At 65.3% G+C, this 14900-nt stretch carries 12 protein-coding genes; 5 read left to right on the top strand and 7 right to left on the bottom strand.

Features of this window, described 5'->3' with window-relative positions; all coding sequences use genetic code 11:
- Positions 1-50: 50 nt before the first annotated feature.
- Positions 51-1751: an SGNH/GDSL hydrolase family protein gene (locus ACR9YP_RS00450; RefSeq protein WP_438104669.1), complete on the bottom strand. Its 1701-nt coding sequence runs from the start codon at positions 1749-1751 to the stop codon at positions 51-53.
- Between the two features lie 169 nt (positions 1752-1920).
- Positions 1921-3306 (bottom strand): lytic murein transglycosylase, encoded by a 1386-nt coding sequence (locus ACR9YP_RS00445; RefSeq protein WP_474218797.1) that lies wholly within the window; start codon positions 3304-3306, stop codon positions 1921-1923.
- A gap of 200 nt (positions 3307-3506) precedes the next feature.
- Between ACR9YP_RS00445 and ACR9YP_RS00440 the strand changes: the two genes are divergently transcribed.
- Positions 3507-4382: a UTP--glucose-1-phosphate uridylyltransferase gene (locus ACR9YP_RS00440; protein ID WP_128936592.1), complete on the top strand. Its 876-nt coding sequence runs from the start codon at positions 3507-3509 to the stop codon at positions 4380-4382.
- A gap of 202 nt (positions 4383-4584) precedes the next feature.
- On the opposite strand, the gene ACR9YP_RS00435 is transcribed toward ACR9YP_RS00440, so the two are convergent.
- Positions 4585-6081, bottom strand: a complete 1497-nt coding sequence (locus tag ACR9YP_RS00435) for a sensor domain-containing diguanylate cyclase (protein WP_474218796.1) — start codon at positions 6079-6081, stop codon at positions 4585-4587.
- 142 nt (positions 6082-6223) lie between these two features.
- Here ACR9YP_RS00435 and ACR9YP_RS00430 point away from each other — a divergent pair, with 142 nt between their 5' ends.
- A complete protein-coding gene (locus tag ACR9YP_RS00430; protein WP_474218795.1) occupies positions 6224-6487 on the top strand; it encodes a DUF7662 domain-containing protein in 264 nt (87 codons plus the stop codon).
- A 183-nt stretch (positions 6488-6670) separates the two neighbouring features.
- On the opposite strand, the gene ACR9YP_RS00425 is transcribed toward ACR9YP_RS00430, so the two are convergent.
- Together ACR9YP_RS00425 and ACR9YP_RS00420 are read right to left on the bottom strand one after the other, a co-directional pair.
- A complete protein-coding gene (locus ACR9YP_RS00425) occupies positions 6671-9547 on the bottom strand; it encodes an EAL domain-containing protein (protein ID WP_176945377.1) in 2877 nt (958 codons plus the stop codon).
- A 140-nt stretch (positions 9548-9687) separates the two neighbouring features.
- Positions 9688-10686: an NAD(P)H-quinone oxidoreductase gene (locus tag ACR9YP_RS00420; RefSeq protein ID WP_474218794.1), complete on the bottom strand. Its 999-nt coding sequence runs from the start codon at positions 10684-10686 to the stop codon at positions 9688-9690.
- Between the two features lie 110 nt (positions 10687-10796).
- Here ACR9YP_RS00420 and ACR9YP_RS00415 point away from each other — a divergent pair, with 110 nt between their 5' ends.
- Both ACR9YP_RS00415 and rcdA read left to right on the top strand, forming a co-directional pair.
- A complete protein-coding gene (locus ACR9YP_RS00415; protein WP_474218793.1) occupies positions 10797-10988 on the top strand; it encodes a DUF1192 domain-containing protein in 192 nt (63 codons plus the stop codon).
- A 519-nt stretch (positions 10989-11507) separates the two neighbouring features.
- Complete coding sequence (gene rcdA, locus ACR9YP_RS00410; protein ID WP_091881399.1) at positions 11508-12017, top strand: protease adaptor protein RcdA; 510 nt, start codon at positions 11508-11510, stop codon at positions 12015-12017.
- Positions 12018-12179: 162 nt separating this feature from the next.
- Here rcdA and rpmE read toward each other — a convergent pair whose 3' ends face one another.
- Complete coding sequence (rpmE, locus tag ACR9YP_RS00405) at positions 12180-12407, bottom strand: 50S ribosomal protein L31 (protein WP_025034016.1); 228 nt, start codon at positions 12405-12407, stop codon at positions 12180-12182.
- Positions 12408-12604: 197 nt separating this feature from the next.
- Here rpmE and ACR9YP_RS00400 point away from each other — a divergent pair, with 197 nt between their 5' ends.
- Complete coding sequence (locus ACR9YP_RS00400) at positions 12605-14464, top strand: ABC transporter ATP-binding protein/permease (protein ID WP_474218792.1); 1860 nt, start codon at positions 12605-12607, stop codon at positions 14462-14464.
- A gap of 178 nt (positions 14465-14642) precedes the next feature.
- On the opposite strand, the gene ACR9YP_RS00395 is transcribed toward ACR9YP_RS00400, so the two are convergent.
- On the bottom strand, positions 14643-14849 hold the full coding sequence (locus ACR9YP_RS00395; RefSeq protein ID WP_474218791.1) for a hypothetical protein: 207 nt from the start codon (positions 14847-14849) through the stop codon (positions 14643-14645).
- Between the last annotated feature and the right edge of the window lie 51 nt (positions 14850-14900).

Raw genomic sequence — 14900 nt, 5'->3', positions numbered from 1 at the left:
GGGCGCGCGCTACGCGCTCCGGAATGACATCTCAAATCAAAAGAGAAAAATTACCGGAACATTTCGGCCGATCGCCCGACATTAACCGGCGGCCGCGGGATCGCGGGGTTCATATTCGGATTGCGAGGGCCCGGGGGCGGCGCGAGTTGACGCGGTGGCTGCGGCGAACCGAAGCCGAAGAAATCCCGGAATGACGGCGCTGCCTGTGCCGGCTGCTGCGGCGGGAGCTGCGGCTTCTTCGGCGCGAGTTTTGGCGGCGCGACCGCGGCGGCCGTTCCCGGTGAGCCGTGAGCAGCAACGCTGCCGTCAGGCGTTGTCGCCGCCATCGGCGTATCGCCCTTGGCCTGCTCGCGGCCGACTTCGCGGCGCGGCCAGGCATAATCATCGGCACGGCCGGCCGGAGCCGTCAGCGGCTCGCCTTTCACCATCGTCTTCGCAGCGAGCGCATCGACGGCGGCGGGACGCGAGCCCGGCCCGCCCAGCAATTGATCGGTCGAGATCGAGGCCGCAACCAGCGGCACGATCGGGCCGGCCAGCGGCCGCGGCGCGGGCTTGCCGGGCTCGGCGCTGGTGTCGGGCGTCGCCGGCTCGCTCGGCAGCGCGATCGGGCCGGAGCGGCCCGCAAGCAGGCGCGTGATCTCGCGCTCGACATAGTGCGCGAGCTTGCGCGCGCCGGGTTTTGTGAAATAGACGCCATCAGAGCTGCGGAGCTGGCGAATCTGGCCCTCGAAGTCAGGACCCTTCTGAAGGAAGCGGCCGGCTTCATCGACAAAACCGTCCCAGACATCAACATAGGTGATGCCGGCCTTGGCTGCGCCTTCACGGTAGAGGGAATCCAGGAACAGCATGTCCGCCGTGCCCTTCTGCCCGCGGATGGCGGGTAGGCCGACCCAGAGCACCGGAACGCCCTTGGCCTTGAGGACGTTGGCCAGCTCTTCGATCTTCTTGCCGTAGAGCTCGATCCAGCGCTCGTCGCGGAATTCGTAGAGACCGTTCGGGTTGCGCGCCGTCTTCTCCGGCGCGGCGGCCGCCGGCGTATCGGCGTTGTCGGCATCATCCTGCGGCAGGTCAGGATCCGCTGCGGGTTTGTCCTCAGGCTTGGCGGCGGTGTCGGGCTTGGCGTCGCCGGGCTTGCCCGCTGGCTTGCCGCGCGCGCCCTTGTCGTTCTTCTTGTCCTTGTCAGAAGCCTTGTCCGACTTGTCGGCCGCAGGCTCGCGGATCGCGCTGCGGTCGTTGAGGCCGAGCATGACGACGATGATTTCGGGCTTTTCGGTTTCGAGGATGCCTTTCGCCGCAGCCGCCCAATCCGACGGCTCACCCTTCGGCTGGTACTTGATCAGGCCCGAGGTGGTCTTGTGCTTTCGGATCACGCCCATGTCGGGCTGCTCGGTGTAGGCGTCCTCGAGACCATAGGCGAGCCAGTCGGCCATGGCGTCGCCGATCACCAGCACGTTCTTGTCGGGGATGGTGTCGCGCTTGGCCGGCGCCGGCGCGCGCGAGAAATCCTGGCGCGGCGCCTGCGGCTGTTGCTGCTGGAATGGTGCGAAGAAGTCGCCGCCGAACCAGCCACCTCCACCGCCGCCCCGTGGTGGCGGCGGGGCCGCGCGCTGCGGCGGGCCGCCGAAGCCGGGGAAGTTGAAGAACTGCGCCGAGGCCGGGCCCGCGACCGACACCAGGATCGCAAGCGCCGTCCCCAGCGCGATCAGCGGGCCGGTCTCGGTCAGCGCCTTGAACAGGGACTTCTTCGACATGCGATCTCGGACACGCGCAACAGGATTGGAAGTGGCTTGGATATAATAACGGAATCAGGCGCCAAACGGGCAGATTCTCTCGCAGATTCTTCCGCCATACACCGGGGAACAGTCACCCAGGTCAAGGCTGCCTGCCAAAATCCCTGTTCAGGGTTACTTTCGGCGCGATTTACCGCCCGCGCAGCCGGTCCAGCACGTCGGACGACGCAAATCCGTCGGCGGGCACCCCGATCGAGGCCTGGAAGTTGCGCAGGGCCTCCCGGGTCTGGCCGCCGAACTGGCCATCCGGGGTGCCCTTGTAAAAGCCGCGCTGGGCCAGCAGCTGCTGCAGTTCCAGCCGCTCGGTGCGCGACAGCTCCCGCTCCTGGCGCGGCCAGGGCTGCACGAAAGGCTGCCCCCCGCGCAGGCGATCGGCGAAATGGCCGATCGCCAGCGCATAGGCCTCGGCCGGGTTGTACTTCATGATGACGCGGTAATTCTGCAGCATCAGGAAGCCCGGTCCCTGCGCGCCGGCCGGCGCGAGCAGATAGGCCTTCTCCGCCGGATGCGGGAAGGACTGGTTGTTCGGGCGCTTGAGTTCGAGCTTCTCCCACTGCGCGATCGTCATCGCCTTGGCGCGATCGGCCAGCATGTAGTTGAATCCCTCAGGCAAAACGACTTCAAAGCCCCAGGTCTGGCCGGCCTGCCAGCCGTCCTTCTTCAGATTGTTGGCGGTCGAGGCGATCAGGTCGGTCGGATTGTCGACGACGTCGCGCCGGCCATCGCCATCGCCATCGACGGCAAATCGTTTGAATGCGGTCGGCATGAACTGGGTCGGGCCGAAGGCGCCGGCCCAGGAGCCGCGCATCTGCTCAGGCCTGAGATCGCCGCGGTTGAGGATCTCCAGCGCGGAGAGGAATTCGTCCTTGAAATAGGCCTGGCGACGTCCGATGCAGGCGAGCGTCGCGGTCGATTGCAGCACGCTGCGGTCGCCCATCTGCGTCGAGTAGTTGGACTCGATGCCCCAGATCGAGGCGATGATGTAGCGGTCGACGCCGGTGGCCTTTTCGGTGGCGTCGAACTGCGCCTTGTATGTGGCGAGGATCTCGCGGCCCCTGGCGAGGCGGTTGTCGTTCACGAGGATGTCGAGATAGTCCCAGATCGATTTGGTGAACTCCGGCTGCGAATCCATGAGGTCCATGATGCGCAAATCGGGGCTGAGACCTGCGGTGAAGCGCTGGAAATTCTCCTGCGTGATGCCGCGCCGTGCGGCATCGGGCCACATCGCGGCGACGCAATTGTTGAAATTGCCGGCGGCCTCGCGGATCGCGGCCGCCGTCATCAGCGGATGGCCGGAGGCGCCGTCTTCGCCGCTCCAAGGTTGCGCACCGCCATTGCCGGGCGGGGCTTGCGAGGGGGCGGGACTGGGGCCGGAGAAGATGCCGCCGAACAGATTGGAGAGGCCGTTCTGCGCTTGCGCGTGCGCGCAAGCCGGCAGCAGCAAGGCCGCCGCAATCATCGTCGCGGCGGTCACGGAGCCAACCCGTCCTGCCAGTCGTGCCACTGATTGCATCATCTCTCACCCGTCGGCCTGAAATTCCGCCATCAGGAGGCCTGGTAGGCGTTGCCAATAGCTTAACAAAGGTGAAATTTTGGTGACGGCGTTTTTCTTAACTCTGTCAGGGCGAGGCCCCACATCCGCCTTTGTTGGCGGCTGCAAACAGGCTAGCAAGATGCCATTGCTCCGTTCACGTCCTCAGGTATTCGATCGATCCCATGAAAATTCGCAAAGCCGTATTCCCCGTCGCCGGCCTCGGCACCCGCGTCCTGCCCGCCACCAAGGCGATGCCGAAGGAAATGCTGACCATCGTCGACAAGCCGCTGATCCAATACGTCTATGACGAGGCGAGGGAGGCCGGCATCGAGCACTTCATCTTCGTCACCGGCCGCAACAAGAATGTCATCGAGGATCATTTCGACCGGATGTTCGAGCTCGACGCGACGCTGGCTGCGCGCGGCAAGAAGGGCGAGCAGGAGATCCTGGCGCAGAACCAGCCCGATGCCGGCGCCGTCAGCTTCACCCGCCAGCAAGCGCCGCTCGGCCTCGGCCATGCGGTCTGGTGCGCGCGCGACATCGTCGGCAACGAGCCGTTCGCGGTCGTGCTGCCCGACGAGCTCGTGCTCAACACGCCCGGCTGCCTGAAGCAGATGATCGAGATGGCGGCTTCGCTCGGCGAGAAATCCAATTTGGTCGCGGTCGAGGCGGTGCCCGACCATCTCACCCATCAATACGGCATCTGCGGCGTCGGTAAACGCACCGGCAAGATGTTCGAGGTCGACGGCATGGTCGAGAAGCCGGCCAAGGGCACCGCGCCCTCCAACCTCTCGATCACCGGCCGCTACATCCTCCAGCCGGAGATCTTCAAGATCCTGGAAACCCAGGAGCGTGGCGCCGGCGGTGAGATCCAGCTCACCGACGCCATGATCGGCCTCGCCAGGTCGCAAAAATTCTACGGCGTCGAGTTCGAGGGCGAACGCCACGATTGCGGCTCCAAGCCCGGCTTCCTCCGCGCCAACATCGCCTACGGCATGAAGCGCCCGGAGCTGCGCGATGGGCTGATCGCCGAGATGAAAAAGTATCTGGGGCAGTAGCTGCTCCGCGTCGTCCTGGACAAGCGCAGCGCCGATCCAGGACCCATTACCCCAAGACGGCGTTTGGCGAAGACGCGTGGTGATCAGCTCGCGCCACGACTCCTTCTTGGGGTAATGGGTCCTGGCCCCTCGTGCGCAATTGCGCACTAGGCCAGGACGACACGAGAATTAGGCACGCTACTCGCCGCCGATGACAGTCGCCTCACGCCACCAGCGACAGCTGCGGCAGGCTCGCGACCACCGACTGATTGCGCCCGCCAGCTTTCGCGGCATAGAGCGCCTTGTCGGCGGCGGCGACCAGGATCGACGGGTCCATGCCGGCGGTGGGGACCAGGCTGGCGATGCCGCAGGAGACCGTCGTGCTCACCTGATCGTCGGACCAGCCCTGCACCTTGAGGCGGATCGTCTCGGCGACCTTGAAGGCGTCGGTGACCGAAATGTTCGGCAGCAGCACGGCGAATTCCTCGCCACCATAGCGCGCGGCGCAGTCGCCGGCGCGGCTCACCGAGTCGGAGATGCAGATGGCGATGCCGACCAGCACCTGGTCGCCAGCCTGATGGCCGAACGTGTCGTTGTAGGCCTTGAAGTGATCGGCATCGATCATCAACAGCGCGACCGGCGTCTTCTGGCGCATGGCGCGGCGCCATTCGACGTCGATGACGGAATCGAACTTGCGACGGTTCTTCAGGCCGGTGAGCGCGTCCGTCGTCGCCATCTCCTCGAGCTTGCCCTCGGCCTCGGCGCGCCGGCCGATCTCGCGCGCGAGCACCAGCGTCGAGGCCAGCATGAACAGGATCAGCGCCAGCACCACGGCGCCGATGCGATAGGCTTCCTTCTGCCAAAGCTCGAACACGGCGGTCAGCGGCTTGCCTGCCACCACGAACATCGGACCCGTGCCGGTGCTGCGCACGTAGAGACGCGGGGTCGGGTCCACCGGACCCTGGCCGGCGTAGGATCCGCCGGCCTTGAGATTGTCGGCCTTCCAGTTCTGGCGCTCGTTCAAATTCCTGCCGATGATTTCGAGATCGAACGGCCGCCGCATCATGATGGTGCGGTCGCGCTTCAGCACGGTGATGGTGTCGTCGCGGTCGAGGTTCAGCCGCTCGAACAATTCGTGGAAATAGCTGAACCGGATCGAGCCGGCGACGACGCCCATGAAGCCGCCGTCGGTATCGCTGATGCGCCGGCTCAGCACGATGGAATAGGCGCCGCGAAACAGCATCGGACGGCTGATGAAGAGCCCGATGTCGGGATTGTCGCGATGAACCCTGAAATAGTCCTCCTCGCTCCTGACCTCCGGCAGCGGATCGAGCGTGGAGGCGTCGATGGTCAGCCGGCCCTCGGTATCGAACACCTGGATGGCGCCGAAATGCTTGGCGGTTATCGCATGGTCGAACAGGATCAGTTGACGGATCGGCTTCGACACCGTTGCGAGCTCCGGCAGCAACATGCTGCTGGCGACCGCCTTCAGTGACAGGTCGTAGATCTCGATGTTGCGGTTGACGTCGGACTCGATGGTCGTCGCCAAATTCTCCAGCGTCTGGCGGGCGAGCGCCTCCTCGCCGCGGCGCATGTCCAGCATCACGTTGACGCAAATGGCGGAGAAGCCGATCACCGTCACCACGGACGAGATGATCAGCAGCTTCGCCGAAATCCGCCACGGCCGGCGGGCCGTGACTTCGCGCCATCCAGACAGCATCGCTCGCTCCCGATCCTAGTGGATGCGCCCGAAAGCTTGAGTAGTGTTTAAGGCGGGACGGCGCTGCCGCAATGAGTTAAGAATCGGTTTATGCGGCGCACGGTTTTGGGCAGCCTCATGCGAGCGGGACGAGAGGACGATTGTGAACGACTACGACGCGTTGCGCGACTATCTGATGCGGCAGAAGCAGGACGAGTTGGTGCTGAGCTTCGAGCAGATCGAGGAGATCATTGGCGCGGCCCTGCCGCGCGCGGCGCATCGCGCCTCCTGGTGGGACAGCCTGCGCAGCCCCGACATCCAGATGCCGCAACGCGAAGCCTGCCTCGCCGCCGGGTTCGTGGCGACGCGCATGCCCGACGGCCAGAGCGTGCGGTTCAGGAAGCAGAAGAGCGACCGGCGGCGATAGTGCGGCGGCACGCTGCCACCCTCCCCTGGAGGGGGAGGGTCGGCTCACATTGAGCGCAGCGAAATGTGAGTCGGGGTGGGGTGACGGTCTCTCCACCGATGCAGTGCCCGAGTGGAGAGATCACCCCACCCCGCTCGCGCTCCGCGCGATCGACCCTCCCCCTCCAGGAGAGGGTAAGAGAGCCTAGCTCGCCGCTTCCAGCCGCACTTCCGTCAGCAGCCGCATCGCGGCATCCGCGTCCATCGGCTCGCCGAAGGCGAAGCCTTGGGCGTATTCGCAGCCCATCTGGTAGAGCTCGACCGCGTCGGAATCGGTCTCGGCGCCCTCGGCCACCACGTCCATGCCGAGATCGTGCGCGAGCGCGATGATCGATTTCAGAATCACCGGGCGGGTGCCGCGGCTGGTGGTGCGCACGAACGACTGGTCGATCTTGATGGTGTCGAACGGGAAGCGCTGCAGATAGGCCAGCGAGGAATGGCCGGTGCCGAAATCGTCGAGCGAGAGCCCGGTGCCGAGCTCGCGGATCCGCGTCAGCATTTGCGCTGCGTGCTCCGGATTCTCCATCACCAGCGATTCCGTCAGTTCCAGCTTGAGCGTGCCGCGCGCCACCGAGGAGCGTGAGAGCACGGTGCGGATGTCGTGGATCAGATCGTGGCGCAGCAATTGCCGCGACGACACGTTGACGGAGGCGAAGATCGGCTCGCGCGAGCGCATCGCGCGCTGCCACACCGCGAGCTGCTTTGCGGTCTGGTCGAGCACGAACATGCCGAGGTCGACGATCAGCCCAGTCTCTTCTGCGATGGTGATGAATTCCGACGGCGCCATGCGCCCGAGCTTCGGATGGTCCCAGCGCGCCAAGGCCTCGAAGCCCGCGATCGAACGATCCTCCAGCCGCACGATCGGCTGGTACAGGATCGTGATCTCCTTCCGCTCGATGGCGCGGCGCAATTCGCTCTCCAGCGTCAGCCGGTCGGTCTTCCGCGCACGCATCGCCGGCTTGTAGACGTCGATGCGGTCGCCGCCGATGCGCTTGGAGTGATACATCGCAAGCTCGGCGTCCTTGATGATCTCGTCCGTCAGTTGGGTCTGCGGATCAGACAAAGCGAGGCCGATCGAAGCCGTGAGGAATATCTCGCGGTCGTTGAACGCGATCGGCGCGCGGATGGTCTTGCGGATGGTCTCGGCGAAGGCGGTGATGCGGGCAGGGTCCTGCTCCGACAGCAGGATCAGGCCGAACTGGTCACCGGCGAGCCGGGCCAGCGTGTCCTGCGGCTTCAGGATGCGGGTGAGGCGGCGCGCCAGCGTCAGCAGGATGGAATCGCCGACCGCGATGCCGACGGAATCGTTGACCTGCTTGAAGCGGTCGAGGTCGATCACCATCAGCGTCGGCCGCAGCGTCGGCATGGTCTTGGCGAAGTGCGCCACCGCCCCCAGCCGGTCCATGAACAGTTTGCGGTTGGGCAGGCCGGTGAGGTTGTCATGCACGGAATCGTGCAGCAGACGTTCTTCCGCGTTGCGCAGCTCGGTGACGTCGGTGAGGGTGCCGACCACGCGCGAGACCTCGCCGTCGGAGCCGACCACCGGGCGCGCCTTCAGCGCGAACCACATGAAGTGGCCGTCCGGGGTGCGCAGGCGGAAATCCTGCACCAGGCGGCCGCGGCGCTGGTCGAGCACGCTGTCGAGCGCGGCGCGGAAACGGTCCTGGTCGAGCGGATGCAGCACTTCGAGCCAGGACGCGGCCGGGCCTTCCAGCGTGCCGCGCTTGAGGCCGAGCAAGGCCTCGGTCTCGGGGCTGGTGAAGACCTTGTCGGCGGACACGTCCCAGTCCCAGATCAGATCGCCGGAGCCGGCCAGCGCCAGTGCGCGGCGCTCGATGTCGGAGACGACGCCCGTCGAGGCGCCGCCGCCGGCGAAGGCGTGCTGCATCACCGTGAAGCCGATCAGCATCACGATCAGCACGAGGCCGCCGAGCAGGGCCGGGCCGACGATGTCGTTGGTGACGGAGCCGGCGACCGTCATGCCGGCCGCGACCACCCACACCACCAGCAGGAACCAGGTCGGGATCAGCAGCACCGCGCGGTCGAAGCCGTGGGTGGAGAGATAGACGATCAGCGCAAAGCCGGCGAAGGCGATCAGCACCAGCGAGATGCGCGCGATGCCGGAGGCCACTGCGGGATCGAACAGCGCGAGCGCGACGAGCGAGCCAAGGAAGGCCAGCCAGCCGACCGTGATGTGCGAATAGCGCACATGCCAGCGGCTGAGGTTCAGATACGCAAACAGGAATACCAATAGCGTCGCCGCCAGGATCGCTTCACCCGCCGCGCGCCAGATGCGCTCGGCGTTGTTCGACATGTCGAGCACCTTGCCCCAGAAGCCGAAATCGACGCCGATATAGACCAGCACCGCCCAGGCCAGCGCCGCGGCGGCCGGGAACATGATGCTGCCCTTCACCACGAACAGGATGGTCAGCACCAGTGCGAGCAAGCCGGAGATGCCGATCACGATGCCCTGATAGAGCGTGAAGGAGTTGACCTTGTCCTTGTAGGCTTCCGGCTCCCACAGATAGAGCTGCGGCAGCTTGTCGGTGCGCAGCTCCGCGACGAAGGTGACGACGGCGCCGGGATCGAGCGTGATGCGGAACACGTCCGCGGTTGCGCTTTCCTGACGTTCGGGCCGGTCGCCGATCGAAGGCGTGATGGTGGCGATACGCGACAGGCCGAGGTCGGGCCACAGCAGCCCTGACGAGACGATGCGGTAATGCGGGGCGACGATCAGGCGGTCGAGCTGGTCGTCGGTGTTGTTGGCGAGCGCGAACACCACCCAGTTCTGGCCACCTTCGCGGGCGCGCACCTCGATGCGGCGGACGATGCCGTCGGTGCCGGGCGCGGTCGAGACCTGGATGCGGTCGGCATCGCTGCGCTGATGCTCGAGCACGCCGGTGAGGTCGATCGCGGGCGCGTCACTGCGAACGCTGACAGCGTCGAGCGCGCGTGCAGGGGACGCGGCAACGAGCATCATGAGGCCCAGCGCGATGGGCGCGAGGCACCTGAGCAGACGCAAGGTCAGTTCTCCGCGTTCGACGCAAACTTCGAGTGCAAGGCGATTTCAGACCGGACGGAACGGGTTCGGTGCGTCGCGATAGATGCCACGAAAGCGAGGAAAATCAAAGGGTTTCCGCCCTGTCCCTGTGGGCCGGCGGCCTACACCTCCAACACAATTTTGCCAATATGTGCGCTGGTCTCCATGCGCCGGTGGGCGTCGGCTGCCTTTTCCAGCGGGAAAGTGCTATCCATCAGCGGCTTGATGCGGCCTTCACGCAAAAGCGGCATCACTTTCGCCTCAATCGCGGCCACCATCGCCGCCTTGTCCGCATTACTACGGGGGCGCAGCGTCGAGCCGGTATGGGTCAGGCGCTTCACCATCACCTTGGCAATGTTGACGTTGACCTTGGGGCCGTTGAGCGTCGCGATCTGGACGATGCGGCCGTCGACCGCGGCGGCATCATAGTTGCGATCGACATAGTCGCCGGCGACCATGTCGAGGATCAGGTTGACGCCGACCTTGTTGGTCTCTTCCTTGACCACGGAGACGAAGTCTTCCGTCTTGTAGTTGATGGCGCGGTCGGCACCCAGCTTGAGGCAGGCATCGATCTTGTCCTGCGATCCCACCGTGACGAACACCTTCGCGCCGAACGCTTTGGCAAGCTGGATCGCCATGGTGCCGATGCCTGAGGAGCCGCCATGGATCAGCAGCGTCTCGCCCGCCTTGAGACCGCCGCGCTCGAACACGTTGTGCCAGACCGTCATCAGGGTTTCCGGCAGCGCGCCGGCTTCCTTGATCGACAGCGCCGGCGGCACGCTCATGGCCTGGGCGTCCTGGGCGATGCAGTACTGCGCATAGCCGCCGCCGGCGACGAGCGACATCACCTTGTCGCCGATCTTGTGCCGCTTGGCATTGCTGCCCACGGCCACCACTTCGCCGGCAATCTCCAGGCCCGGCAGGTCGCTGGCGCCGGGCGGCGGCGGATAGGCGCCGGAGCGCTGCGCGACGTCCGGCCGGTTGACGCCGGCGGCCTCGACCTTGACCAGGATCTCGTCGGGCCCGGGCTGCGGCACGGTGCGTTGTTCCGGCACCAGCACCTCCGGTCCGCCGTGCCGGGAGATGGCGACCACGGTCATTTGCGCGGGCAGCTTGTCCATGATGTGTCCTTGAGCAAAGGTGCGGAATGGAATGAGGCCATTGCTTAGCCAGCGCGCTCCACGCTGGCAACCTCGGCCTGGTAGATCGCGCGAACGCAGGAGGAACGACGATGCCGACGGAAGACGACGACCGCCCGCGCAAGAAGATCAGCCATGAAATCGGACAGGATCTCTCACTGTTGTCGGTGGAGGAGCTGACCGAGCGCGTGACGGTTCTGAAAACCGAGATCGCAAGACTGGAAGAAGCCGCCACCAAGAAGCGCGCCTCGCGCGATGCGGCGAACAGTTTTTTCAAGTCGTAGTTGCCGCCACACCAACAGCGGTCGTCCCGGCGAAGGCCGGGACCCATACTCCGTGCAAGCAGTTTGGCGGAGACTCGGAGTTACCAGCTCGCGCGACAACCACTCCCTGTGGTTATGGGTCCCGGCCTTCGCCTGGACGAGGTGGAGAATTTGTTCCCCCGCACACTCGGCCACTGGCCGAGATGGCTAACGAACTCTCAAAAATTTAGCTCGTTTACGGTCGATTAAGCTTTCGGGTTTATGACTGGAACCGTCCTCGTTTGGACACCGAGTGGCTCCTGTCCACTCTGTTTGACGCCTCCCTGTTATCAACTTTCAAAGCCGCCGGTCTCCGGCGGCTCTTTTTTTGCGTCCACTCCCGCTTTTTTGCGTCTCCTTCCGGTTGAATTCCTGGCAATGACCCGCGGAAACCATATCCGCGCTTGTCGCTGGACTCCGCGCTCCCAGCGCGCAATGATTTGTTCATCATAAGCCGGCGCCAAGCCGGAGAGTCAGACAGTTGCGTAAGGGGCGTTAACCATGGAACGTTTGCAGGCCGACGGCGCTCTCGTTCAACTCAGCGAGCGGTTCACCAATTCTGCGGCGTTCAGCGTCCTGTTCCGCGAGGGCATGGACCTCGTCGAGGAAACCGCCGCCTATCTCGACGGCGCCGGCCGCACGGAGGCCAAGGCACTCGACCGTGCCGTCAGCCTGACTTATGCGACCGAAAGCATGCGTCTCACCACGCGCCTGATGCAGCTCGCCTCGTGGCTGCTGCTGCACCGCGCGGTGAAGGAAGGCGAGATGACACTGAGCCAGGCCAATCGCGAGAAGACCAAGGTCAAGCTCTCCGCCGCCGATCCCGGCCCCGCCGACACCATCGAGAAGCTGCCCTCGCAGCTCCAGGATCTGATCCACCGCTCGATGAGCCTCCAGACCCGCGTGCGCCGTCTCGACACCACCATCCACACCCCGCCGGCCGAGCACGTCCCGATCGGCAACCCGCTGGTGCCGCACCTGAACGCGCTGAAGGCCGCGTTCGAGCGGTAGAGTCTCCGCCCGCGTCATTGCGAGCGAAGCGAAGCAATCCAGAATCCCTCCGCGGAGACAGTCTGGATTGCTTCGTCGCAAGAGCTCCTCGCAATGACGGCCCCAAAACAAAAACGCCCCTGGTCTCCCAGGGGCGTTTTTCGTCGCAGCCTTGCGGCCGGATCAATCCTTTTTGAGGAAGCCCGAAAACTTCTTCTGGAAGCGCGAGACGCGGCCGCCGCGGTCCATGATCTGGGCGTTGCCGCCGGTCCAGGCCGGGTGCGATTTCGGGTCGATGTCGAGGTTCAGCGTGTCGCCTTCCTTGCCCCAGGTCGAGCGGGTCAGGTACTCGGTTCCGTCGGTCATGACGACCTTAATCGTATGATAGTTCGGGTGAATTTCGGCTTTCATGGCAATTCCTCGGCGCCCGGGCGCCTCTTGGGTGGCTAGCGAATGACGGATTTGGCCGGCTCTATACCTCACGAACCCCCGCAAAACAAGCCATATGCCGGCTGGTGAACCGGGCTTGCCCCTAAGGGACATCCCGGATTTGCCACTACCGTTGCACCAGCCTATTGGGAGCAAACGAATGCAATGGGTCGGATCTCATGAGCGCAGTGGAACGGCTTGATGAACAGTATGTTCAGCCCGAAATGAATTCCCAAGTGAATTCCGCCGATACCCCGTCGATCGAGGCCGATCTGATCGAGCAGCCCGCCAAGGGCCGCGCCAAACTCCGGCCGCTGCTCGCGCTCGCGCCTTATGTGAGCCGCTATCGCGGCCGCGCCGCACTGGCCTTCGTCGCGCTGACGATCGCGGCACTGACCACGCTGCTGGTGCCGGTCGCGGTGCGCCGGATGATCGATTTCGGCCTGACGCCCGAGGGCATCGAGCTGATCAACAGCTACTTCTCCGTGATGCTCGCGGTGGTCGCCGTGCTGGCGCTGGCGAGCGCCGCGCGCTACTACCTCGTGATGACGATCGGCGAGCGCATCGTCGCCGACCTCAGGCGCGATGTCTTCGGCCATCTGTTGTCGCTCTCGCCGACCTTCTTCGACTCCGCGCGCAGCGGCGAGCTGATCTCGCGCCTCACCGCCGACACCACCCAGATCAAATCCGCCGTCGGCGCCTCGGTATCGATCGCGCTGCGCAATCTCATGATGTTCCTCGGCGCCGCCGCGATGATGGTGATCACCAGCCCGAAATTGTCGGGCTTCGTGCTGCTGGCGATACCCTTGATCGTGCTGCCGCTGGTCGCGTTCGGGCGCTGGGTGCGGCGGCTGTCGCGCAATGCGCAGGACACGCTCGCCGACGCCTCCGCCTATGCGGGCGAGCTGGTCGGCGCGATCCGCACCGTGCAGGCCTATACCAGCGAGCAGTTCGCCGAAAAGCGCTTCGGTGGCAATGTCGAGCAGGCCTATGAGGCGGCGCGCACCTCGACCCAGGCCCGCGCCGTGCTCACCGCCATCATCATCTTCATCGTATTCGCAAGCGTGGTCGCGATCCTCTGGATCGGCTCGCATGACGTGCTCACCGGTGCGATCACGCCGGGCCGGCTCGGTCAGTTCGTGCTCTATGCGGTGTTCGCCGCGGCGGGCCTCGGCCAGCTCAGCGAGGTCTGGGGCGAGGTATCGGCGGCCTCGGGCGCGGCCGAGCGCCTGTTCGAGATCTTGCATGTCAGTCCCGAGATCACCGCGCCTGCGTCGCCGCGCGCACTGCCGGTGCCGGCGCGCGGCGAGGTCGGGTTCGATCGGGTCAGCTTCGCCTATCCGGCGCGGCCCGACGTCAAGGTGCTTGACGCGGTGTCGTTCACCGTGCGCCCCGGCGAGAAGGTCGCCATCGTCGGCCCCTCCGGCGCCGGCAAGAGCACGATCTTTCATCTGCTGCTGCGCTTCTACGATCCGCGCAGCGGCGCGATCGCGCTCGACGGCGTGCCGGTCAGGTCCGCCGACCCGCGCGATGTCCGCGCTCGCATCGCGCTGGTGCCGCAGGAATCCGTAGTGTTCGCGGCATCCGCTCGCGAGAACATCCGGTTCGGTCGTCCCGATGCCACCGATGCCGAGGTCGAGCGCGCCGCCGAGCTCGCGCATGCCGCCGAGTTCATCCGCCGCCTGCCCGAAGGTTTCGAGACGGCGCTCGGCGAGCGCGGCGTGACGCTCTCTGGCGGCCAGCGCCAGCGCATCGCCATCGCTCGCGCCATCCTGCGCGATGCGCCGCTGCTGCTGCTCGATGAAGCCACCTCCGCGCTCGATGCCGAAAGCGAGACGCTGGTGCAGACCGCGCTGGAAGAGCTGATGCGCCACCGCACCACGCTGGTGATCGCGCATCGCCTCGCCACCGTGCTGTCCTGCGACCGCATCCTGGTGATGGACCAGGGCAGGATCGTCGAACAGGGCACGCATGCCGAGCTGGTCGCCGCGAACGGCCTCTATGCGCGGCTGGCGCGGTTGCAGTTTGAGGGGGCGTGAGGCGGAGGCGTTCGTGAGAGTGTTGCGAGCGCGTCCTACAATCTCGTCATTGCGAGCGAAGCGAAGCAATCCAGAATGTCTCCGCGGAGAGACTCTGGATTGCTTCGTCGCAAGAGCTCCTCGCAATGACGTGGGGAGGGAGCTGCGCACCACAACTGGGAGAGCGTCCCAGCGGACATCACCGGCACTTCGGCGAGAGCGTCGGCACATTCGGCCACGGCCAGTTCTTCCAGCTGCCGTCCTCGCCGACGCAGGCCGATGCTGCAGGGCCGCTCGTATCGAGTTGCGTCGCAAAGCGCTGGTCGACATAGGTCGTCGATAGATATCCGGCGACGATGACGCCCAGAAAGACCGAGGAACCCTTGGCCAGATCGCGCAGCTTCATCGATCGTCTCCATCCGCTTGTCGTCGCTGCTCTGGCTACAACGACTAACAG

The sequence above is a fragment of the Bradyrhizobium sp. BR14999 genome (assembly GCF_056106085.1).
The sequence above is the reverse complement of the archived record's forward strand: the minus strand, read 5'-3'. Positions and strand labels throughout refer to the sequence as shown.